Raw genomic sequence first — 22,904 nt, forward strand, 5'->3', positions numbered from 1 at the left:
ATTAAGATGAGAGAAAGGTCATTATATTTTAGTTTTATCCTAGTCTTGTTATTTTGTAGTTCATGCGAAGATATAACTACTTATGGAGGGAAAAACATGATTGGATGCCATAAAGTTATTAGTGATTCACACTTGACTGGTGATTTCTTAAATAAGATTGGAACTGAGAATATTTATTTAAAACTATTCAGTAATAAAACTTTCGAAATTTATACAGATATTAATTGTTGTATAAATAATTTAAAAGGAAAATGGAAAATAGAAAAAGACCTTGAAAGTGAATATTTCATGTTTAAAATAGGGAATGGCAATTATTCTAATGTACCAGGATTGATATTTAATGGACTCAATTGTAACGGACATAGTGGTGTACTTATATTTGATTTAGAAATACTTCCAAGTTCTCCAAGTTGCATCGCTCCCGATGACCATGACGAAGGCGAATAATTTTACTCCCGCGACCTCCAAGACTTTCCTAAAAAAGACCTACTGAAACTCGTATCTTTTTAGAAATCAGTGTAATATTAATTCTTGCTATTTTCTTTTAAAATTATTTCTATCTTTAAGAAATAATTAGTTTTTATTCAGTCAATCACAAGATGAATCCATACTGCTGCTTGATTTTGCTTTAACTATTCCATCTGGCAGGTCTAATGAGCAATAAAGTAAGGTTTACATACTTATAGAAATGGTGAAATTCTAAAGGAAGGAAGTTATCAAAATGAAGTTCTAGAAACAACTAAACGAATAATGAGAAAAATTTTATCATCGGTGATTTTTTGTTTAATCGCTCAACTTTGTTTTGCACAAAATGATTTAATAGGAACAAAATGGACTAATACGAGAGAGTTAATAGTTGATTATGACACGCTTATATTTAAGCCTGAGTTTTCCTATTATAAAGATTCTTTTGTTGTGAATGTAATCACACCTAAGTCTACTAGAAAAGAGCAATTTATTATTAATGAATGGTGTATTTTTGAAAGTCATTACAGAATTAAATATTCTGTTTCTTCTCGTAAAAGAAAAAATAGATTTATGTATGCTTATTTCTATTTTGAAGCTGATCAATTGATGTTTTTACCACATGATGAAAAAATTCCTTTTGAATCTATTAAAGAAATGTATGGGTGGATGATTTTAACTCGGGTTGAAGAATAAATTCGATATTTTTAGTAGAATCCTAATAACTGTGTATGTTACTATGAAGGAGGGGAGCAATAATATGTTAATTCGTACCCCCAACCAACCACATCTTTCCCAACTCGTGCCCAAGCTGCCGAAAGATTTAGCGAAGCTTCTCGTGGCCTTGGTGGCCGATGTTTACTTTTCTTTTTTTTTAATTTTTGATAACCTACAAGGTCAGCATATTTGAAAAATGTTGAAAGTCCGCAGGCTAGCATTTTTTTTACTTCAGATATTTAAATTATATTTGAATAAAAAAGTAATGGCTAAAGAAATAACAATAAGGATAGATGAACGTTCAAAGTTTGGTCAGATTGTGTTGCAAATGATTAAAATGGGTGTTTCAGAGGAGAAAGGAATCCAGCTGATATCAGCACCAAACAAAACTACTATTGAATCCATCGAAAATATTAATTCTAAAAAGGAGCTGACTAAAACTGAAAATCATTCAGATTTGATGAACAAACTTAACACATAATTATGTTTGAAATTGAATTCGAATCAACTTTCAAAAAAGATTATAAGAAGGCTAAGAAAAATAAGAGAAATCTTGATTTACTCGAAGAGGTTTTACTACTGCTAAGAAAGAAAGGCAGTTTACCATCATCATACAAACCACACAAATTAAAAGGAAATTATAAAGGTTTTTGGGAATGTCATATTCAACCCGATTGGTTGCTAATATGGAAATTAGATAGTAAAAACAAGATCATATATTTATCAAGAACAGGTAAGCATTCAGATCTTTTTACTTAATATTGATATTTAAAACCCCAAGCTGCCGCGAGATTTAGCGAGGCTTCCCGTGGCCTTGGGACAAAATGCAACCAATTTCGTCTTGGTCTCCACCTCAAAACCCTTATATTTAAGCTTTTCCAATTCAAATGTACTGTTTCTTGAAAAATAACAATTTTATTTATAATCTGCATATAACTTGGAATTTAGGTTATAAGGTTAGAAATGGTATACGTATAAATTCTACATTTATATTTGTACTATTATCCAAATTTTTTCTGAATTTCTTAATCATACCTGAAATTATAAATTATTTTCTAGTTTTAGCTGGAGCTATAGGTTACTTTTCTATTGATATGTTAATCCATGTCACTAAAAAAAAGATCAATAAAAAAAAGTTTGTCAAATATCAAAAATCATTAAATAGTTATGATTTTGTTTTAATCCCGATTAAGATATTTAGTATTTTAACAATTTTATTAGTGTTATTAATTTTATTATGAAACATAGATTAGTGTTTCAAACAATTTTATCTCCAAGCTGCCGCAAAATATAGCGAAGCTTCTCGTGGTAGCTTGATTTCCATACAAAAATCTCCTTTAAGAATCATGATTCACAAGTAGTCGCAATTGATTAAATCTTAACATTTCAATCCAAAACTCTTTTTTTAATTTATTTTTTTACCCAAACTTCAAAAACAAAGAACTTCAAAATCAAAGTAATCCTAAAAATCAAAACAATCACAGTACAGATAATTTAAACCCCAAGCTGCCGCAAGATTTAGCGAAGCTTCTCTTGGCCTTGGGACAAAACGCAAGCAATTTCTTCTTGCTCTCCCTTCCAAAATCCCTATATTTAAACTTTTCCATTTCAAAAACGAAATACCCTCTATGAAAATTACAAACGCCCATCAAAACAATCTTAAAAACATCAATTTATCCATTCCTGAAAATCAATTGATTGTGGTGACTGGATTATCGGGTTCTGGGAAGTCATCTTTAGCAATGGGCGTTATTGCGAATGAAGGATACCGTTACTTTTTGGAGAGTTTACCGGCTTATAATCAACAAAATGGAATGTTAATTCCAACTGCTGAAGTGGATGAAATTTCTGAACTTCCTCCAGTTATTAAAGTGGAACAGTCAAAGCGTTTTCAGTCTACAAATACCACTTTTGGGACGCTTTCAGAGCTAACGGATGTTTTTAGAATTCTGTTTGCTCGCTATTCAGCTGGTGAAAAAATGAGTAAATCGCTCTTTTCTTTTAACAATCCAAAAGGAGCTTGTGAAGTGTGTAATGGTATTGGTCAACAGGAATTTATTGATATCAATAAATTAGTAGGTGACGAAAATAAAACATTAAGAGAAGGGGCGATAGTCACCACTTTACCAAATGGTTATATTGTTTATTCTCAAGTAACAGTTGAAGAGTTAGATAAGTTGTGTACGGCGCATGGATTTAGTGTAGACATTCCATGGAAAGACCTTTCTGAAGAGCAAAAAGATGTTGTTTTAAATGGAAGCGAACGCATTAAAGTCTTTTATGGAAAGCACACTTTAGAATCGCGCTTGAGGTGGACAGGATTTAAAGCTAAACCGCGTGAAGAAGGCTTTTACAAAGGTGTTCTTCCCATTATGCAAGACATTTTAAAGCGAGATAGAAACGTAAATATCTTGAAATTTGTGAGTTCTAGATTGTGTCCAAGTTGTCAAGGCGCTAGAATAAAAGCAGAACATTTAAAGTATAAATGGCAAGGATTGAACTTTAATTCGTGGATGAATTACTCCTTGAATGAATTGTCTGAAAAGCTAGCTATTCAAGACTTAACAGAAGGTGAAAAGGTTTTAGTTGATAAAATTCGCAATCAATTATTCGACTTAACTCGTTTAGGAATGGGAGAATATCGATTGAGTTCTCCAAGTTTGGATATTTCTTCTGGAGACGCGCAAAGAATAAAATTGATCAATCAAGTAAACTGTAATTTACAAGGAATTCTCTATGTTTTTGACGAACCATCCATTGGATTATCAGCAGCTTACCAAAGTTATTTACTTCATATTCTGAACAGATTGATTCTCCGTGGAAATACCGTTATGGTGGTTGAACATGATTTGAATTTTATAAAATCTGCAGATTGGATTATAGAATTAGGACCGGAATCTGGCGTAAATGGAGGTGAAGTGGTTTATAATGGACCGATTGCAGCGTTTTTGAATGCTGAAAACCTTGAAAGTCCGACATTATCAGCGTTAAAATCAGAATCTGAGAAGGCTGTGAAAGCTTCCAAAACGCCTAAGTTATTAAAGGCAGATTCATTTCAACCGAGTTCGCAGCAATTGACTGTAATTACTAGGAAAACGCCTGAAGTAATTCAGAACATTAATGATTTCTGTGAAAAGAATGAATTGAATGTAACTACAGTTTCTGATCAACCGATTGGTAAAACGCCACGAAGTAATCCTTCCACTTATGTTGGTTTAGCGGATAAAATACGTGATTTACTAGCTAAAACTCCTGAAGCTAAATCTTTAAAATTAGTAAAAGGTGCTTTTTCGTTCAATAATAAAACGGGAAGATGTGAAGCCTGCGAAGGTGCTGGAGTAATCACGCTTTCAATGAGTATTTTAGGAAATATAAATCAGATTTGTCCGACTTGTAATGGAAAACGCTTTAAACTAAAAGTTCTACAAGTAAAATGGAACAACAAGAATATTGCTGAAATCTATAATTTAAGTATTGAAGAAGCATCTAAATTCTTTAAAACTGAAAAGAAAATTACTGAAATATTGTCTTTGATGATACAGTTGGGTCTAGGCTATATCAAGCTCGGACAGCCATCAAACACTTTGTCTGGTGGAGAAGCACAACGGATAAAATTGACAAAGTATTTCGCTAAAAAATCGACAAAAACATTCTTACTACTCGAAGAACCGAGTATTGGATTGCATTATCAGAATGTCCGTCAACTAATAGAAGCACTTCATCAATTGAAAAGCAGTACCGCAGGAATTATTTGCTTTGAAAATCATCCGCTTTTTCAATCTGAATGTGATGTATGGGTTGACAATGCTATAAAAGTAGAACCAATAGATTTCAAAAAAGAGGAAGATCAACGAAGAGATTTGATTTCTATAAAAGGAGCTAGGACGCATCATTTAAAAAATTTGAATCTAGATTTACCTAAGAATCAATTGACTGTCGTGACTGGAATTTCAGGTTCTGGAAAATCTTCTTTGGTAATTGATACGCTGCATGGCTATGGATTACAAGAAATGAGTAAGCAATTTTCCAGTTATCAGCAGTCACGAGTTGGTGCTAGTTTTCAATTCGATGTAGACAGTATTACTGGATTAACGCCGACAATTTGTATTACAAGAAAGCAAAAGAATTATTCTCAACGTTCTGATATAGCTAAGCAAACAGGAATTGAAAAGATTTTGCGTTTTGCATTCTCCCGAAAATCTCAGTTCGAAGGATTGGAATTATCAGCCAGTCATTTTTCAAATAATCATGAATTAGGCAGATGTCCAGTATGTGAAGGAGTTGGAGAGGAGTTATTGCCTGATGTTGATAAGGTGGTTTTAAATCAAGCGTTAAGTATTTCTGAAGGATTGTTTGAACACAACAAAGTACTTGATTACTATGGTCAACGAGGAAGTCAATACATGGCGATTTTAAAGGAAGTTGGTACACAATATGGTTTCACACTTGAAACGCCGTTTACAGCTCTTAACGACGATCAGAAAGAAATCATATTTAAAGGAACAGCTGAAACAATTTGGAAAACGGATTGGATTTATAAAACGAAAACAAATGAAGGAACTCAAGCTTTATCGATGAAGTGGGAGGGAATCTTCAATTATTTGAAAAACGAATACTATTTAACCCGAAAGAATAAATACACGAACAATCTGCTTTCGCTAATGTCCCAAAAAGAATGTAGCGTTTGTCATGGTAGTGGATTAAAGCAAGAAAGATTAGAAATTAAAATTGCGGGAAAATCGATTTTCGATATAAAGTCAATGGATTTCAAAGCATTGGAAAATTGGTTGAATAAAAACAGCGAAAGTGATTCTATTGATGCAAAGCTAATTAATCAAATTCAGCCGCATATCTCCAGTATAATAGACAGAGCGAAACAATTACACATTGATCATCTTCAATTGACAAGAAAATCTGCAACGCTTTCTGGCGGAGAAAATCAGCGTGTTGAACTGATTAAGCAACTCAATAGTCCGCTCAAAGGAATTACTTATTTACTCGATGAACCTTCCGCAGGATTATCAAATGACAATATTCCAGACTTGATTCAGATTCTAAATGAACTTATCGAAAAGGGAAATACGGTAATTGTAATAGAGCATAACAAAGAAATTATTCTAGCAGCAGAAAACATTATTGAGATTGGCCCTAAAGCAGGAAAGTATGGAGGAGCAATTACTTATCAAGGTTCACCGGAAGTATTTATTGAACAACCTGATAGTCATCCATTTCTTAAAGAGCAATCGAATTCTATAAATCTAAAACCAGGAAAAGAACACATTTCAATTCATAAATTAAAGAAACATACGCTTGAAAAAGACCTATTAGAAATTCCAGTTGGCGGAATTACCGCAATAACAGGAAAGTCAGGAGTTGGAAAAACGACTTTGTTAAAGGAAATCTTGATTCCAACTATTCAAAATGGCAAACCAGTTAATTGTGAATCAATTGACTTTCCAAAGCAATACGAAGGAGTTCATTATTTCGAATCCAAGAAACTGAGAACTTATGCAGCTACTTTATTGGTGGATTATTTGGGATTACTCAATGAAATAACAAAGATCTTCGCAGCAGAGACAGGACTTAAAGCCAAAGACTATTCCTATAAAACTAAGTCAAGTCAATGTCCGAATTGTAAAGGTAAAGGCTTTCTAGAAACGAGTTTAGACATTGCCGCCAATCACATTGAGCAATGTGAAGTTTGTGATGGAAAACGTTATCAAAAGCATATTCTGGAACATCAAATTGATTCTAAAAGCATTGCAGATGTACTTTCGATGAATTTAAGCGAGGTAAAAGAATGGCTTAGAGAATTTAAAGTATCAATTAAGATGATTAAATTCTTGGATAGATTAGACCAAATTGGACTAGGACATCTTTCCTTAGATCAAACTGTTCAATCCTTATCATCAGGCGAACAACAAAGGCTGTTGTTATTGAACTGGCTTCAAGATGAACCAAAAAATGAGTTGTTTATTTTGGATGAACCAAGTATAGGATTGCATTATGCTGATATTGATTTGCTTTTTTCGATGTTGGAGGAATTAAGTGAGGAAAATGATGTGTTGGTGGTTGAGCATAATTTGTATTTGTTGGGTAGGATAGGGGTTGGGATGGTTTTGAAGTAGGTTTTTGATTCTGGAGTCTATTTAAAGCGCTACCACGAGCTACAAGCTCGCGGTAGCGCTTTAAATAGCTTTATTGTTTTAATACTTAGTAGTATTTGATAAAGAGATTTTTTTTTAATACTAAGTTATCTTTAAAGGCTAGCGAGAAAGTAACTCCAAGCTGCCCCGAGCTTGCAGCTTAGCCCGTCCCGCATTTATCAGGATGGTCTTGGAGTTACTTTCTGTTCTTAAGAAGAAGCCAATTATTAAAAGTATTATTTGTAAAGATATCTCAACTATTTCACTATCTTAATCTTACCAAACTAAATCACATGAGTAGAAATTATAGATTCCACAATCCAAATGCCCCATATTTCGTAAGTTTTGCTGTTGTTGAATGGCTGAATGTTTTCGATCAAGATAAATTCAAGGATATTCTAGTTGATAATCTTAATTATTGTCAAAAAGAGAAAGGTATGGAAATTTACGCTTGGGTTATAATGCCAACTCATGTTCATTTAGTGTTTCGTAGCACGACTGAAACAACTCCTGGAAGATTGCTTGGAGAATTTAAATCACACACCAGTAAGAAAATTGTTAAGTTGATAAATGAAAATTATGAAGAGAAAAATAGACGATTTTTCATGGAAACTTTTAGACGTCATGGAAAATATCGATCAAATGTCAAGAATTTTCAATTTTGGCAACAAAACAATATGCCTATCGAACTATGGAGTAATAAAGTAATAACCCAAAAGATTAGATATATTCACAATAACCCTTTAAAGAAGGGAATGGTTTTTAATCCTGAGGATTATTTATATAGCAGTGCGGTAGATTATAGCGGCGAACAAGGATTAATAAATGGAGTGGTGGTTGTGCCGTTGCTCTGGTAAAATTTCCCCGAATAATTGAGGTTTGTCCTTTTGGAATCTATTTCTAGCGCAGCACAAGCTACAAGCTCACGGCAGCGCTATAAATAATATATCGTTTTAATACTAAGTAGTTTTTCTAATATTAGTAAAAAGAAAGCTCTACCAAGCTGCCGCGAGAATGGTAACTGAGCTTAGCCGAAGTCCAACTCGTGACCTTGGCTCTCCAAAAATTATCAATTATCAATTGTTAATTGTTAATTATCAATTGAAATCTTCCTAATCAAAAACCTTTTCGCCTTTTTTTAACCAAACTCCCCAAGTTTTCGAGTAGGCGTGTACCTTTAACGTTTGTTCGCCTTCAGAATCATAAACTGGTTTTCCTTGGTTTACCCATTCAAAAATACTTCCATAAAGATTACTGACATCAGTGTAACCGGCTTCAATCAATTTTCTTGTAACATCCTCACTTCTTGCACCAACAGAGCAATAAGCGATAATTTTAGTGTTTTCATCTATTTCTTCAACTCTTGATAATTCAAAATCATCATATCCAACCCAAACAGCATCTTTAATGTGACTCACTTCAAATTCTTTTTTTTCACGGGTATCTATAAAAATTACGTTTGAATTTGCTTGCTGAATACTGTCAGCTTGGTCAACGGTGAGTTCTGGAACATCGTTTTTGAGCATTGATTTCAACATCGTATTGTAGGCTCCGCTTTGAACTTTTTGTGCAGCGCAAGACGAAATGAAAAATGATAAAGCTATGAATAGAAAAATGTTCTTCATGAATAAAAAATTGTTGTTCTAGTTTTACTAAAAAATGGATGAACTAATGAATTCAAATCATTTTTAATGCCAAGTTACTTTATTTCTGAATAATACTCAAAGCCAATTGCTCAGATGCTGATAATTCATAACTCTTTTTCGGTTCTTTAAAAGGATTTTTAAGCGGAATCTCTTGATTATCGGCAGACTTAAAAATAGCTGGATGAACATAATAATCTCTACAAACTGTTGGTGTATTTCCTAGTGATTCAGCAACCATTTTAATGAGAATATTACTGAATTTTCTCCTTGGAAACTGACTGCTTTGTTCTATTGCGTGCGGATATAATTCAACCGCTAGCCTTGAGGCAACCCAAGTTCTAAAGTCTTTACTCGAGAAATCAGAACCAATTATTTCACTGATGAATTCATTGACATCACTGCTGTCTATATTTTGAAAACCCCCTGATTCATCTTGATATCTGAAAATTTCATAGCCAGGTAATTCAGCGCTTTTCTTTATGTTTTTAATCAACTCAGCATCATCGATTAAAACTTCTCTTTCTTGATTACTTTTTCCTTTATATTGGAATATTAATTTCGATTTACTAATTGTTAAATGTTTTCTGCGAAGAGTTGTTAAGCCATAGGTTTCATTTTCTTGGGCATAATATTGATTTCCTATACGAATTCCATATTCGTCTAATATCATAACTAATAATGCCAAAACTTTATCCTTATTCCATTCTTCTAACTCAATATTTTCTTGACAAATCTTTCTGATTTCGGGCAGTTTGCTGACAAAGTTCTCAATGCGCTCAAACTTTTCTTCTTGTTTAATCTTCTCCCAAAGTGAATGATAGATGTATTGTTTTCTTCCTTTAGCATCTCGGCCAATGGCTTGAACATGTCCATCGTCGAATTTACAAATCATCACTTGATCCCACATCGGAGGAATGACAAGTCCTTTCAACCGTTTTAATATCTTTTTATCAATAATCTTAGTGCCGTTTTCATCAATAAATTGATAGCCACGACCCACTTTCTTTCGTTGAATACAAAGCGCGGTATCGTCGATATGTTTGAGTTTTTCTTTCTTCATGTTAATTCGAATAGATATTTTTAAGGATTCTAAAAATAGTGGTTCTTTTATAAAAAATAAATAATTATCGTTTGAAAACTGGTGGAATAACGAAATCTTAAAAGATTCATTATTTCTTAAGAAAACGCTAAACGCTTTATTCTAATTCTATATAATCAATCAACAACTCAAAATCCTCTGCTTTTCCATTCGCTATCAAGAAACTAAATTGCTCAATCCTTTCAAAATTGAAATTTGGAGCATCTAATTTTCTACCTCTAAACTGTGGATAAAAGTCTTTTAGTTGAAGTTGAATTGTTTGCCATTCTCCATTGGTTTCAAAGACTTGTACATAAGATTCTCTTTGATTTATAGTGCCTTTTAATCGACATTGATAGGATTTACCATCACCTTTAATTCTCAAAACAAGCCCTGTATGTGATTTTTCTAAATCAATATCAGTTGGTAATTGTACGGATGCAAAACCACCATTGTTGTCTAAAGATACATGACCAAAGAATTTTCCGTGATTTTCAGCGGTAAGTTGAATAGCGCTTTTTGATAAACCACCCATTACGCCATCATTTACAATTCGCCAATCTTTAATTGGAGACTCTTTTGAAAAATTGAAAATACTCATTGTTTCACTTGCCATGACAAAAATTATAATTACCGAAATTAATTTAGTCAACATATTCAATACCTTGAGAATATAAAACAAAGAAAAGTGAATATAGTTTAGGCCTTAATGTGAAGTTGGGGATTTCAAAGCGTAATTAATTAACATAAAAAACATAAGAATTATAAGTCTTCTATATAATCAAGGGAAGTATACTTTGCGTGGTAATATTTATTTTGATTTCACTTCTTCAAACTCTATGTTTTGAATACTATTTTCTGATTTAGCTGTTGAATCAGTAGCACATTTTCCACCAAAGCAATTTCCAGAAGCACAACCAAAAGCGAACAAGCCCATTGAAGCGAAATAACCCCCAAATGCAACGCCAATCCATTGTCGGCTCATTATAGTTTGAACAATAATCATAATTCCCATCACTAAATAGAGTACACGAGCTAATGTCCAGTTGGTAAGAAGTCTTTCTTTCATGGTTTAATTTTAAAAGCTAAAAGTACTTGGTTAGAGCAGACATTAGCGTAACAATTGTAACACAGTTTTTATTCTTTGTGATCTATACTTTTTAACCAACTAAACATCTGTTTAAAAGTTTTATTACGCACATTTTCAGCGGATAGAAATAGATCATGTAAACCATTTTCTATTGCTAACATTGTCATTTTATCTCCCAAATTTACTCCTCGACTTTTAATGTCATTAATATTGAGAACAATATCTTGATGCGTAGCTTTTTCCGAGTACTTTGACAATCTAGCAGATGAACTGGAATGCATTACCAATATCGGAACTTTGATATTCGACTCCTTTAATTTGTTTTGAGCCGTTCTAATTGCTAAAATCCACTTGAAATAAGTTGGAAAACCCTTTATTGGTTTCCAATCTAAATTAAAGTTCCATTCCCCATGAAAATCTTTATGAATGCTTTCAGCATAAGCAGGAGATAAAGCTCCACTTATTTTTCCATAAGGAAAGAAGCCTGCAATTGGTTTGGAAATTATAAGCGCTAGATTTTTTTCAATACTGGTCAAATTAAAATCTAAAAATGGAGAATTTAAGATAAGTGCTTTAATTAAATCTTTCTCCTGACCATAATTCATATAATTTGAAGCAATTAAACCTCCAGTTGAATGTCCTAACAAGAAAATATCACCATCACTGGATTCATTAATTTGACGAATTGTAATTGAAATTTCCTCAAAATATTCTGCTATGTCTTTACAGTAATTTGGATGTTGATGTTTTAGAAGTGAGCGACCATATTTACGAAGATCGATTGCATAAAAATCAAAATCATGCGCGTTAAATTCCTCTCCTAAATGCGCTTGGAAGAAATAATCGATGTACCCATGAATATATAAAACGCTCTTTCTATTTCCACGGTTAAATTTTGAACTAATGAGCGTGGCTGTCACTTCACCTTCATAATCTGGCTTTAATTGAATGGTTTGACTTGAATAATCTTTGTTTAAATCCATCTGATTTGATAATGTAAATATGCTATAGCTTGTCAATATACAAACCTACAATGGTAAAAGTATATATAGCGATCCAATAAGTTGATAAAATTAAGATTTCGGCATTTTTTATTGGTTTTTTGAACTTATCGAAAGCAATAATAGCATCTGAAAATGTAAAAAATATTGAACCAATTGCTAATCCTATAATCGCAAAAGATTGATTATGATAAAGTAATCCAATCGCTTGCCAATTCATGATAAGAATGACAATTAGATAAACCAATACTGGAATTGTAAATTTATGTAAATATTTCCTCAGCGAATTAAAAAAAAGCGCACCAATAATTATTAAGATTACTAAAGGAAGTATTTCCCAACTAAAACCAAAAAGGTCTGTAAAAGCTACTGTGAATATAATGTGCGCAATAAGAAATGAAGAAAGACCTTGCAGAAAGTACTTTTCACCAATTAAAAATATATCACCAATTAATGCGAAAATTAGCGATACAATCAGCAAAGTGGAATAGGTGGTAGGTGATTCAAGATGCATAATTGCTGCTAATGAAATAATCAGAATAGTCGTCAGTGGCTTGAAAATAGAGAACATTTTGTTGTTCTTACGTTGTCTGAAAAAGATTGCAATTATTGCAGAAAATAATATCGTTAAACTTATCGCTTCTAGTATCATGTCTTTTAAAACTAAGTAATTGCCTTTAACATTCCAGTATTTACAATTTATATTTCAATAACCTTAAAGCATTTAGAACAACAAGTACCGTAGAACCTTCATGTCCAACCACAGCTGGTCCAATCGCTATTGTTCCCATAATAGTCAGGGGAACTAAAACTACTACCATTCCCAAACTGATGAATAAGTTTTGCTTAATGATTTGATTCGCTTTTCTGCTCAGTCCAATTGCAAACGGAAGATTATCTAATTTATCTGCCATCAAAGCAATATCTGCTGTTTCCAACGCTACATCTGAACCTGCAGCACCCATTGCAATTCCGACAGTGCTTTTTGCCATTGCAGGCGCATCATTTACGCCATCTCCAACCATAGCAACGCCGCCATCTTTCTTGAGTAATTCTATTGCTTTCACTTTATCTTCTGGAAGCATACTGCCCATTGGATCGGTAATTCCAATGTTTTTAGCAATGGCATTGGCCACTTTTTGATTATCTCCTGTGAGCATAACCATTTTCTTAATTCCAATTTTCTTTAAAGCAGCGAGAGTCGAAATGGCTTCTGGACGCGCAACATCCATTGCAGAAATAATTCCTATATATTCATCTCCTTGGTGAACAATCATAGCAGTATGTCCACCGGTTTCTAGCTCCGACATTTTTAGGTCAATTTCCTCTGGGACAGCTTTTCCGGTTAATTCTTCAAAAAGTCTGCGGTTACCAATGTGAACAATACTTTCCTTCCATTCCGCTTGAATTCCTCTGGCTGTTAATGCTTTTAAATTTTCAGCTTCTGGAATATCAATATTACCCAATTCCTTTCGCGCTCCTTCTACGATTGCCGCTGCCAAAGGGTGATCACTCAAAGCTTCAACAGCAATAGCAACTTTTAAAAGATGTTCTTTTGTGACATCTCCAAATGGAATAGCATGAGTTAAAGTAGGTCTTCCTTCTGTCAAAGTTCCTGTTTTGTCAAAAGCAATGGCTTTAATTCTTCCTAAGTCTTCAAGAGGACGACCACCTTTAATTAATACGCCTTGACGAGCTGCTCTAGCAATTCCAGCTAAAACCGCACTTGGTGTAGAAATAGCCAAAGCACAAGGAGAAGCAGCAATCAAAACAGACATGGCTCTGTAAAAACTTTGCTGAAAGGTTTCGTCAATTACAAGAAAAGCAAACAATAAGAATATTACTAAAAGTATAACAGAGGGAACGTAGTATTTCTCAAACTTATCGGTGAGATGTTGTGTTGGTGACTTTTGAGTTTCTGCTTCTTTTACTAAAAATATTAATCGGGAAAGCGTGCTGTCTTTTGCTTCTTTTAAGACTTTGATTTCCAGTGCTCCGTTACCATTAATTGTCCCTGCAAATACGCGGTGTTCAGATGGAATGCTTTTTATTTCTTTTTCTTTTTGCCAATCTGGACTTGGATACTTGGTGGTGGGAATACTTTCACCTGTTATTGCTGCTTGATTCACAGGGCTTGTACCTTTAATCACAATTCCGTCAGCAGCGATTTTTGAATTAGGTCTAACAACAATAATATCTCCGATTCTAAGCTCTTCAATATGTACTTCCTTCAATTCGCCATTTTGTCTAACCAGCGCCGTAGGAGGAGCTAAATCTGACAGTGCAGAAATAGATTTCCTTGCACGTTTCATCGCATAATGTTCTAAAGCATGTCCCAAACTAAACAAAAACAGCAATAAAGCACTTTCTCCCCATTTACCCAAAGCTGCTGCACCGATTGCTGCAAATAACATTAAGAAATCTATTCGAAATCTACCTTTTAATAAATCAATTCCAGCAGTAAATAGCGTGAATACTGCTCCGAAAAGAGCACCAATTATAAATAGGGTAGTGGCAACATATTCAGAAGCTGAAGTAAATGAAAATATAGCTCCAGAAATCCAGAAAACACCACTTATTATAGCAAAATAAAGTTCAGTATTTTCGCCTAATACCTGCAGTTTTGAGTGCGAATGTGAGTGAGATGAGCAGTCATCTCCATCTTTTTTTGATTGCGGTGAATTGCTTAATTTATTACTATTCATGTTGTTGAAACCTTGTTAATCATGCTGAATAAAAACCCTAGATTGTGAATACTTTTTTATCTTTTATTCTAAACGCTATTGTAGTCATTTTTCTCCAAAAATCTGCCATATTTATATGATTTACCATAATCAGGGACGAAGTCTTCATTTTTAAAAATTGTTTTTCCTGCAACCATTACTCTAGAAACAACTCCTTCATTTCTATTGACTAATCTTTCATAGTTTCCAAATTCTTCAATAACATCCAATTCAACTTGTTCTGTGATGTTATCAAACTTTCTAGGATCAATAATCACTAAATCCGCAATTTTTCCTTTGGCTAAGTATCCACGGTCCAATTCAAACCAATCTCCTTGTTCTTTGGTCAATCTCCAAATGCATTTCTCCATTGTCATTATTGGATTTCCATGATCTATTGCGTCTTGAACTGTTTTTATCATTTTTAAAGGAAAATTGTAGAAAGCCATATTGTTTAAATGAGCACCCGCATCTGAAAAACTAATTAAATTGTATGGGAAATTATACAGCTTTTTATATTTCTCTTTTCTATCATTGGCAATCGTTGTTGTCCACCTGATTTTCTTATCATATCCAATTATAGTGTCTAAGAAAACATCAACAGGATGAAGATTTTTTTCCTCAGCTATTTCATAGAAGTTTTTACCAATCATACTTGTATCCGGACAATCGATAATAACTGCTTTACTTAAATCTTTGTGCCATACTTTTGGAGCAAATTTCTTCTTTATTTCCTTTTTAAAATTGGCTCTGAATTGAGGATCATTTATCAGCTCATCTCTTGTATCTAATTCTTTTGCAAGGTGTCTAAGCGCTTCTCCACTTGGGAATTCTTCAAACATTACGGAATCTACTCCATCATAATAAACAGTAAATGGACAAGGTGGAGATTGCATTCTGAAATTTGCTTTTCCCAAGACATTTATAGTTCTTGAAGCCAATGCAATGACTGGATAAATATATCTATCACCAATTAAATCCATCATTGCAATCATTGTGGTTTTTAATGGTTTTCGGAAAATTCCAGTGCTAGAAAACATATAATTAAAAGCATTCACTCTGGTTACCAAATTTGGAGCACCTTGCAAAATAGCCTCCCTTTCTCGCAATAAATTGATTAGACTTTTCCTTTCTTTCCAAGAAGAGTAGAAGGAAGGTGTTTTGTGTGACCAATATCTGTCGCCATCCATTTTATCCCAAGGATTATCCATGGTTGACATTCCAACAAAACCCGCATCCAATGCCTCATTTAACATGGTGAGCATTATTTCTTCCTCTTGCTTTGTAGCGGAAACGTTATCTGACAAAGACCGATTTATGCCCATCGCTTTCATGCGTATATCAGAATGACCAATGAACGAAGCGATATTGATTCCTAAAGGTAATTTATTGATGTATGCTTTCCATTCTTTGGGAGTGTTCCATGTTTTTTCATTCTCTAATAAAGGAAGCATGACATCTCTTGGAATTGCTTCAACTCTTGCGAAGGAATCTGTTGTGTCTTCAGGAGAATTAAAAACCGCCGAAACAGAACAACTTCCTAAAATAATAGTTGTAACACCATGTCTAGCCGATTCCTTAAGTCCAGGAGAAGCTAGAAGCTCTGCGTCATAATGTGTATGTGAATCAATAAATCCAGGAACAATCCACTTTCCTTCTGCATCAATTATCTCTAAACCTTCATCAAAAATTGAATTGCAAGAGCTTATTTCTAATATTTGACCTGCATCATCAATTAATATATCTTGTTTGATAGCCTTTTCATTAAGCATACCAGAAAAAAACAATCCATTTTTGATAATTATTCCCATGATCTAAATAATAGATTAAAACGTTAAACAAATCACCAAAGCGCTTGATTAAAGATAGCTTAATTTGTGAGAATAGCAGAGAAGATCGAATGATTTATTCAACCAAATATTTCGCTAATAATCAGTGTATTTAGATATGATAACCTATCCATAAAGGAACATCAAATTGAAATATCCTAAAAAAGAATTACAATAAAAGAGAATTAATCATTGACTTTCCAAGCTATCCAAACAATTAAAAGAATAACAATCATTGCTCCTAAAGAGATTCCACCAAGAACCAATTTAATAGCGCCTACAATAAATGTTAGTACAGCAATTACAATTGCTACGATAACCAAAAGTGATATTACAAGAATTTTTTTCATAGTGTTGTTTTTTAGTTTTGAATTAATAGTTTAAAGCTTCCATAAAGCTCGAGAAATTCCATGATTATATAAAATTCATGAATTTCTAAAGTAAAAATGCAAATAATTAAACTAAAAATAAATTCTATTCACTTTTTTTATAATATGATTTGTGAAAATAGAGTAGTGGTCAAGAAATCTGCGCGATTGCGTTTGTTCTTGAATTAAATTTTGGCAGATTGAAAGGAAGAAGACAAATGGTTTTTAACCTTTATAAACAGCTAATTTTATGCAGAAAACGATATAGAACGGATTAATTGATTGTAACAACGAGCATCTTATCAGCTGTCAATCGGCATATTCCCAGAGTTTTATCTAATTGTATCCTGTAGATAATCACCCAACAAATCTTCTAAATTCTCTTTGTCTTGCAATTGATCATATCTAACATCACAAGTATAAAGTTGCATTCGTTGTGGTTCTGATAGTTTGATATTGAAAACAAATGCTTTGTAAGAATCATCCAAAAGTCCGATAAGATTTACAATAGCCAAGGAACTTGAAACAATCTCAGCAGTTTCAACCGCTTTAATTTCGTTTAAAACATGAATTATTTCCGGCGTAAATATTCCTAATGAAGCTTCATAAAATTCAGAAAATCCACCGTTAGTAACGGATTGATTTAACTTTACAATTATATAAACCATCTTTTCAGGAACTGTCAAATCTTGAACCGCTTCATAAGATTTTGACCAGCTTTCGCCATCTAGTCTAGCATCTTCTAATTGTTCTTCCGCTGATCTGAATAATCTACTAATTAAAGCTCTGTTTGTGATATTTTCCATGGGTGGCGAAGGTAAGGATTTTTATTTATTCATCCACAATGCGGATGGTGTTTGAGCTTCCCGAAGTTGAACTCACAATTGCTATATAAAAAAAAGCACCTACTTCTGAGAGTAAATGCTTTCTTAATTCAAGTTAGAAAAATATTATTTCAACTTACTGTTTATTCGTTCTAATTTTTCTTTTCGTTCTTTCAACTTGGTGTTGGCTATTTCTAATGCTGATGATTGTTCTTCTGATTCTTTGGTCAATTCTTCTATTTCTTCTGTTAAGTTTTCTATTTTTTTATTGTTTTTAGAAATATCCTTATTCAGACCTTTCACATCTTTAGACAATGTTTTAACCTTTTTCTCTGTATCTTTTACTTGGTCATTATAATAATCTGGCAAATACGATTTCAAGAATTCATTCAACATTCTTGTCATTATTCTGTATTCTTCTGGAGTTTCATTCTTGTCAATATAAATGTCATATCCAAATGAAGCAAAAACTTTCATTTCTGATCCAACTTCATCTTCAACTATTTCTGTATAAAAATTCATGCGTTTTGAAGAAATCTTTGGAATAATAACATCTTCTTTGTACAAGAGGTCTTTATTTGATAAAAATCCTATCCCTTTGATTTTAAAGTCATAATTGTCCTTTAGAAAATCTTTCCAAGCTTTTTTTAAAGGTTTTGGCTCTGGATCTAAGTTAACAAAAATACATGGTCTTTCACTGTCGTTGTGCTCAATTTTACCATCTTGTGGAACTACATTTTGTGCTTTTACTGTGTTATTAAAGCCTAGTGTTATTAGTGTAACAAAACTTAATTGCATTAAAAATTTAAAATAATTTGTCTTTATCATTTTGATTTATTTGAGGAGAAACTCTCCTTATGATTTATAATTAATATATCTCTATCAAAGTAATAAATTATTACCAATAAATCAAATTATGATTTTGGGTAAATAGCATTCAGAAATAACAAAATACTGATATGCAATTGTTTGGATAAATGTGAAAGTTTTGTAAAAGATGGTTAAATGACAAAATATCATTACAGTTAAGATTATTTAAAACCAAAAAAGCATCCACCCCAAAGAGTGAATGCTTTTCAAAATTATCAACTAAAAAATCTTACTTCTTCAAAAACTTCAAAGCTGTTCCATTTTCGAATTTCAATAGGTACAATCCATTATTTAAGCCTTGAATATCTAATTTGTCATCTTTATTAACAACTGCATCAAAAACTTTAACTCCTAAAACAGTATAAACGGATATATTTTCTGATTTTGTAATTCCATTTATTTGAATGAAATTGTTTGCTGGATTAGGGTAAAGACTGATATTTGGAGACGCTTTAGCTTCATCAAGATTCAATACAAGTTGGCTAGTATAATTAAACGTTGTTCTTTCTGTTGGGTAGAATGAATTTGTTACATCATCATATTGATTACCCGTGTAATTGAGGATTTTATTGGTATAAGGAAAATCTTCAAGAATACTTTCCAAACCTCTCAAATATGAAAATGGATTAGCAATGTTAGCCATTTGACCTGTTAAATCGTATTCATATTCTGCATAGAACTCTTCAGTTCCTGGGAAACTTAAACTCTTCTTTATAAGGTTGAAATTATTATCCAAAGTGTAATCTATTTTATAATCTTGTGACCAACTAGATCCATCATAACTCTCAAATGATGAATAGGTCATTTTATTAGCTGAATTGTAGAAAAACATAATTCTATCTTCAGATTCCCATTGCGTCCCATTTAATTCTTCAGTAACAAGTGTCGTGAGATTATTGCCGGTATATGTGGTTAAGAATCGACTTTCAACTTCCCATTGCGTACCATCATATCCAGCGTATTCAATCATTTCTAAAACACCGAATTCATAAGTAAAACTTTGTTTATCAAAATTTTGCCATGCAGAGCCGTCCCATTCTTGGGTAACAATATTAGCTAATAAACCAGATGAGAAATAAGTATAAGTCGTTTTATCAAGATTAGTAAATTGACTAACTCCGTCCCAACCCATTTCAATTTCTTCGGTCACTAGGTTATTCATATTGTAGGAACACAATGTTATATAATTGGGTGACCAATCCGATCCTGTCCATTCATAGTTGGATTCTTTAATCAGGTTTTTATTGGCATCATAATAATAATCGGAACCATAATTTTTAGTCCAAGTGGAGCCATCATAATATTCATCTATTGAAGATTCAACTTTAACTTGACTGTTTAAAGAGAATGCAAATGCGCATAAAATAGGTAATAGAATTTTTTTCATAGTATTAGATTTAAAATTTTAAATAAGAATTTAACTTTCGAAAATGCTCCTGCCTTAGGTGCTTATTTCATCAATTTATACAAGCTTTATTATCCACAATTTTAATAAATGGCTTTATCTTGTTTAGTATTGATTTCTATCTAAGTCTTATTTGAATAATATGCGAATCTACTTATATTAATTCTTATTTCAATCAATTAAATTTGGTTCTAAATGATTTTGTGTGGGTAGTTTTAAAATCTATGGTTTTAATTGAAGCTAAACGATTGTTAATTTGGTTCTACTTTTATTTAAATGGAAACTTTCTATCAAAAATCTAATTTGCTTAACTTTATAAGTTCCTGTTATTTAAGCATTTATTATTCTAAGTCCCAGAGGGACGGCATGTTAATAGGGATGGACGTAAGTCCATCCGCCAAACGATACAAACCGAAACCAAACCCCACAAAATCGACCTAATTGCATGCAATTAGGTCGATTTTGTGGGGTTTGGTATTATATCTATTTGTTTTAAACCAAGGACTTACGTCCTTGGCTATTAATATGCCGTCCCGCTGGGACTAATCAATTGAAATACAGACCACCATGTGCTTGCTGGTAAAAATGAAATGATAATTTTGATAAATACTTTAATTAGGCTACCAATATAGGTCGTTAATCCCTAATTTTAACGATGTGTTTTTTCAATAATACAGCCAATAATCGCATTAATTAATTTTATCTAGAGCTAAACTTTAGCAAAAAGGAAGAAGGGATTCCACAATTGTTAAAATCTAAGATTTTCTCAACTATCGGAATGACAGTTCGTAGAGAAGTCTTTGGGGTAAAATTTGCTCAAGCGAAGCTTGAGCAAATTTTACCCCACCCAAGCCAACGAAAACCTGTCATTCCGATGGAGTAAAACAACGAGGAATCTCTTTTTAAATAATTACGACTTAGCTTGGTAACCCAATACTTTAAAATACAACTCGTTTAGGTTACAGTTAAATTCGCAATATAACCATTAATTTTTCGAAGGATTAAAATTGATCACCCACAGTATTTCATATAGAGCCTAAAATTTGAGGTGATGAAAAATAATTTATGGACAGTTCTATGTGAACGAAATTATTGAATTAGACATCCTTTAATTATGCCAGAACAACTTGCTATAATCAAAAAAGCATCCACCCCAAAGAGTGAATGCTTTTCAAAATTATCAATCAAAAAATCTTACTTCTTTAAAAACTTCAAAGCTGTTCCATTTTCGAATTTCAATAGGTACAATCCATTATTTAAACCTTGAACATCTAATTTTTCATTCTCTTTAATAACTGCATCAAAAACTTTAACTCCTAAAACAGTATAAACAGAAACATTTTCTGATTTTGTAATTCCATTTATTTGTATAAAGTCACTTGCAGGGTTAGGGTAGAGGTTTATTGCTTGAATTTCTTTTGCTTTTTCAACTCCTAAAACGATTTGACTATTGTAGTTATACGTCGTTCTATCTCCAGGTGTAAAGGCGCTAGTTTGAGTGTCATATTCAAAATATGTTTCCGTTAAAACTTTATTCACATGAGGAAATTCTTCAACGAAGTATTCTAATGGAGAAGCCTCTTTAAAAGGATGTGCAAAACTAGATAATTGAGCTGATAGATCGTAAGTGTACTCTGTCTTAGATTCAATTAATCCATCATAAATATCAGTTTCTTTCAAGCGGTTAAAATTGGCATCTAAATCATAATTTATTAATTCGAACTCTGTCCATATTGAACCGTCAAATTCTTCTAGTTTAGTGGAGACGATTTTGTTACTTGAATTGTGAGTGACCATAATTCTCATTACTTCTTCCCATTGTGGTCCAAAATATAATTCTAATGAAACCTTACTAAGGTTAGTTCCTGTATAAGTTGTTGTAAACCTTGTGTCACTTTCCCATTGTGAGCCATCAAATTCACTAAACTCAACCATTGAGATTCTAGAATTAGTATAAGTATAATCTTCTTTTTCTGAGTTTTCCCATTGCGATCCATTCCAATATTGAATCATTGTTTGGCTTACTTTTCCTTCAGAATTGTAAGTATAAGTTGTTTTTTGCGTCTCTTCGAATTGACTTATTCCGTCCCAATCACTTTCAATCTGCTCAGAAACTTTATTGATTGAGTTATAAGTGTAAGTGGTTTTAGAATTTTCGGACCAACCAGAAATTGTCCATTGAAAATTTGTCGCTGCTAAAAGATTCTTGTTGTTGTCATATTCATAGTCAGTTCCATAAGATTTTTCCCATGAAACACCATCGAAATATTCCTCTACGGAAGATTCTAATTTTGTCTGTCCATTCACCGTGAAGGAAAGAATTGCTAAAATAAAAAGTATAGATTTTTTCATAGTATTTGATTTAATTACGTTTTTTTAAAGGTTTTGTTTTTTAGTGAAAGCTACCTGCCTTAGGCTTTAATTCACTTGCTTATTTCTTATAATAAGCTTGCATAACATCATTTTTTAAAAATGGTTATGCTTTGTTTAGTAGTGTTTTACATCTTTTTATTTCAATTGTTTAAACGAAATTACAATTAATTATTATTATTCCAATAATTAAAATTTCATGAGTAGAAGATTTTATAAACTGACCTTTATTTTTCTTAAAAATAAGGAGTAAAACAATTCGAGTTCTTTTTAAAATACCGTTAAAAACTTCCGATTAATTATGAATCAAATCATTCCTAAAGTTATAATTATAGAAAGAAATCCATCCAAATAGAAGTAATGCGTATTTCT

Annotated in this window: 19 protein-coding genes; 6 read left to right on the forward strand and 13 right to left on the reverse strand. The window is 32.6% G+C overall.

Annotated features, from left to right (window positions below):
• The first annotated feature begins 6 nt into the window (after positions 1-6).
• From ERX46_RS04095 to ERX46_RS04120, 6 genes are all read left to right on the forward strand, one after another.
• Positions 7-447, forward strand: coding sequence for a hypothetical protein (locus ERX46_RS04095; RefSeq protein ID WP_130092572.1), 441 nt, complete (start codon positions 7-9; stop codon positions 445-447).
• Positions 448-750: 303 nt separating this feature from the next.
• Positions 751-1,161: a hypothetical protein gene (locus ERX46_RS04100; RefSeq protein ID WP_130092573.1), complete on the forward strand. Its 411-nt coding sequence runs from the start codon at positions 751-753 to the stop codon at positions 1,159-1,161.
• 286 nt (positions 1,162-1,447) lie between these two features.
• Positions 1,448-1,663, forward strand: a complete 216-nt coding sequence (locus tag ERX46_RS04105) for a hypothetical protein (RefSeq protein ID WP_130092574.1) — start codon at positions 1,448-1,450, stop codon at positions 1,661-1,663.
• Positions 1,664-1,665: 2 nt separating this feature from the next.
• Positions 1,666-1,941 (forward strand): type II toxin-antitoxin system YafQ family toxin, encoded by a 276-nt coding sequence (locus tag ERX46_RS04110; RefSeq protein ID WP_130092575.1) that lies wholly within the window; start codon positions 1,666-1,668, stop codon positions 1,939-1,941.
• An 869-nt stretch (positions 1,942-2,810) separates the two neighbouring features.
• A complete protein-coding gene (locus tag ERX46_RS04115) occupies positions 2,811-7,310 on the forward strand; it encodes an excinuclease ABC subunit UvrA (protein WP_130092576.1) in 4,500 nt (1,499 codons plus the stop codon).
• Between the two features lie 311 nt (positions 7,311-7,621).
• Positions 7,622-8,185, forward strand: coding sequence for an REP-associated tyrosine transposase (locus ERX46_RS04120; RefSeq protein ID WP_130092577.1), 564 nt, complete (start codon positions 7,622-7,624; stop codon positions 8,183-8,185).
• A gap of 255 nt (positions 8,186-8,440) precedes the next feature.
• On the opposite strand, the gene ERX46_RS04125 is transcribed toward ERX46_RS04120, so the two are convergent.
• The 13 genes from ERX46_RS04125 to ERX46_RS04180 all read right to left on the reverse strand — a co-directional run bounded on the left by ERX46_RS04125 (position 8,441) and on the right by ERX46_RS04180 (position 22,514).
• Positions 8,441-8,953 (reverse strand): rhodanese-like domain-containing protein, encoded by a 513-nt coding sequence (locus ERX46_RS04125; RefSeq protein WP_130092578.1) that lies wholly within the window; start codon positions 8,951-8,953, stop codon positions 8,441-8,443.
• A 79-nt stretch (positions 8,954-9,032) separates the two neighbouring features.
• Positions 9,033-10,034 (reverse strand): DNA topoisomerase IB, encoded by a 1,002-nt coding sequence (locus tag ERX46_RS04130; RefSeq protein WP_130092579.1) that lies wholly within the window; start codon positions 10,032-10,034, stop codon positions 9,033-9,035.
• A gap of 136 nt (positions 10,035-10,170) precedes the next feature.
• The gene (locus ERX46_RS04135; protein ID WP_130092580.1) at positions 10,171-10,668 is read right to left on the reverse strand and encodes a CIA30 family protein; all 498 of its coding nucleotides are present in this window, start codon (positions 10,666-10,668) and stop codon (positions 10,171-10,173) included.
• Between the two features lie 195 nt (positions 10,669-10,863).
• Complete coding sequence (locus ERX46_RS04140; protein ID WP_130092581.1) at positions 10,864-11,121, reverse strand: hypothetical protein; 258 nt, start codon at positions 11,119-11,121, stop codon at positions 10,864-10,866.
• 68 nt (positions 11,122-11,189) lie between these two features.
• Positions 11,190-12,125 (reverse strand): alpha/beta hydrolase, encoded by a 936-nt coding sequence (locus ERX46_RS04145; protein WP_130092582.1) that lies wholly within the window; start codon positions 12,123-12,125, stop codon positions 11,190-11,192.
• A gap of 22 nt (positions 12,126-12,147) precedes the next feature.
• Complete coding sequence (locus ERX46_RS04150) at positions 12,148-12,795, reverse strand: lysoplasmalogenase (protein WP_130092583.1); 648 nt, start codon at positions 12,793-12,795, stop codon at positions 12,148-12,150.
• 40 nt (positions 12,796-12,835) lie between these two features.
• Positions 12,836-14,848, reverse strand: a complete 2,013-nt coding sequence (locus tag ERX46_RS04155; protein WP_130092584.1) for a heavy metal translocating P-type ATPase — start codon at positions 14,846-14,848, stop codon at positions 12,836-12,838.
• 68 nt (positions 14,849-14,916) lie between these two features.
• On the reverse strand, positions 14,917-16,677 hold the full coding sequence (locus tag ERX46_RS04160; RefSeq protein ID WP_130092585.1) for an N-acyl-D-amino-acid deacylase family protein: 1,761 nt from the start codon (positions 16,675-16,677) through the stop codon (positions 14,917-14,919).
• A 203-nt stretch (positions 16,678-16,880) separates the two neighbouring features.
• On the reverse strand, positions 16,881-17,045 hold the full coding sequence (locus ERX46_RS17455; protein WP_165366145.1) for a hypothetical protein: 165 nt from the start codon (positions 17,043-17,045) through the stop codon (positions 16,881-16,883).
• Between the two features lie 350 nt (positions 17,046-17,395).
• Complete coding sequence (locus tag ERX46_RS04165) at positions 17,396-17,869, reverse strand: DMP19 family protein (protein WP_130092586.1); 474 nt, start codon at positions 17,867-17,869, stop codon at positions 17,396-17,398.
• Positions 17,870-18,013: 144 nt separating this feature from the next.
• Entirely contained in the window at positions 18,014-18,715 is a 702-nt protein-coding gene (locus ERX46_RS04170; protein ID WP_130092587.1) for a coiled-coil domain-containing protein, read from the reverse strand.
• 271 nt (positions 18,716-18,986) lie between these two features.
• Entirely contained in the window at positions 18,987-20,144 is a 1,158-nt protein-coding gene (locus ERX46_RS04175) for a T9SS type A sorting domain-containing protein (RefSeq protein WP_130092588.1), read from the reverse strand.
• Between the two features lie 1,212 nt (positions 20,145-21,356).
• Positions 21,357-22,514 carry a T9SS type A sorting domain-containing protein gene (locus ERX46_RS04180; protein ID WP_130092589.1) on the reverse strand — a complete coding sequence of 386 codons (1,158 nt, stop codon included), beginning with the start codon at positions 22,512-22,514 and terminating at the stop codon, positions 21,357-21,359.
• Positions 22,515-22,904: the final 390 nt, after the last annotated feature.

This window comes from Brumimicrobium glaciale, from assembly GCF_004152935.1.
GTDB lineage: Bacteria > Bacteroidota > Bacteroidia > Flavobacteriales_D > Crocinitomicaceae > Brumimicrobium > Brumimicrobium glaciale.

Bases quoted from the DNA above. Each gene is read 5' to 3' on its own strand.
- ERX46_RS04175 (WP_130092588.1), bottom strand. From the start codon at position 20,144: ATGAAAAAAATTCTATTACCTATTTTATGCGCATTTGCATTCTCTTTA.
- ERX46_RS04180 (WP_130092589.1), bottom strand. From the start codon at position 22,514: ATGAAAAAATCTATACTTTTTATTTTAGCAATTCTTTCCTTCACGGTG.
- ERX46_RS04150 (WP_130092583.1), bottom strand. From the start codon at position 12,795: ATGATACTAGAAGCGATAAGTTTAACGATATTATTTTCTGCAATAATT.
- ERX46_RS04165 (WP_130092586.1), bottom strand. From the start codon at position 17,869: ATGGAAAATATCACAAACAGAGCTTTAATTAGTAGATTATTCAGATCA.
- ERX46_RS04100 (WP_130092573.1), top strand. From the start codon at position 751: ATGAGAAAAATTTTATCATCGGTGATTTTTTGTTTAATCGCTCAACTT.
- ERX46_RS04130 (WP_130092579.1), bottom strand. From the start codon at position 10,034: ATGAAGAAAGAAAAACTCAAACATATCGACGATACCGCGCTTTGTATT.
- ERX46_RS04095 (WP_130092572.1), top strand. From the start codon at position 7: ATGAGAGAAAGGTCATTATATTTTAGTTTTATCCTAGTCTTGTTATTT.
- ERX46_RS04155 (WP_130092584.1), bottom strand. From the start codon at position 14,848: ATGAATAGTAATAAATTAAGCAATTCACCGCAATCAAAAAAAGATGGA.
- ERX46_RS04120 (WP_130092577.1), top strand. From the start codon at position 7,622: ATGAGTAGAAATTATAGATTCCACAATCCAAATGCCCCATATTTCGTA.
- ERX46_RS04140 (WP_130092581.1), bottom strand. From the start codon at position 11,121: ATGAAAGAAAGACTTCTTACCAACTGGACATTAGCTCGTGTACTCTAT.
- ERX46_RS04125 (WP_130092578.1), bottom strand. From the start codon at position 8,953: ATGAAGAACATTTTTCTATTCATAGCTTTATCATTTTTCATTTCGTCT.
- ERX46_RS04115 (WP_130092576.1), top strand. From the start codon at position 2,811: ATGAAAATTACAAACGCCCATCAAAACAATCTTAAAAACATCAATTTA.
- ERX46_RS04135 (WP_130092580.1), bottom strand. From the start codon at position 10,668: ATGGCAAGTGAAACAATGAGTATTTTCAATTTTTCAAAAGAGTCTCCA.
- ERX46_RS17455 (WP_165366145.1), bottom strand. From the start codon at position 17,045: ATGAAAAAAATTCTTGTAATATCACTTTTGGTTATCGTAGCAATTGTA.
- ERX46_RS04160 (WP_130092585.1), bottom strand. From the start codon at position 16,677: ATGGGAATAATTATCAAAAATGGATTGTTTTTTTCTGGTATGCTTAAT.
- ERX46_RS04105 (WP_130092574.1), top strand. From the start codon at position 1,448: ATGGCTAAAGAAATAACAATAAGGATAGATGAACGTTCAAAGTTTGGT.
- ERX46_RS04170 (WP_130092587.1), bottom strand. From the start codon at position 18,715: ATGATAAAGACAAATTATTTTAAATTTTTAATGCAATTAAGTTTTGTT.
- ERX46_RS04110 (WP_130092575.1), top strand. From the start codon at position 1,666: ATGTTTGAAATTGAATTCGAATCAACTTTCAAAAAAGATTATAAGAAG.
- ERX46_RS04145 (WP_130092582.1), bottom strand. From the start codon at position 12,125: ATGGATTTAAACAAAGATTATTCAAGTCAAACCATTCAATTAAAGCCA.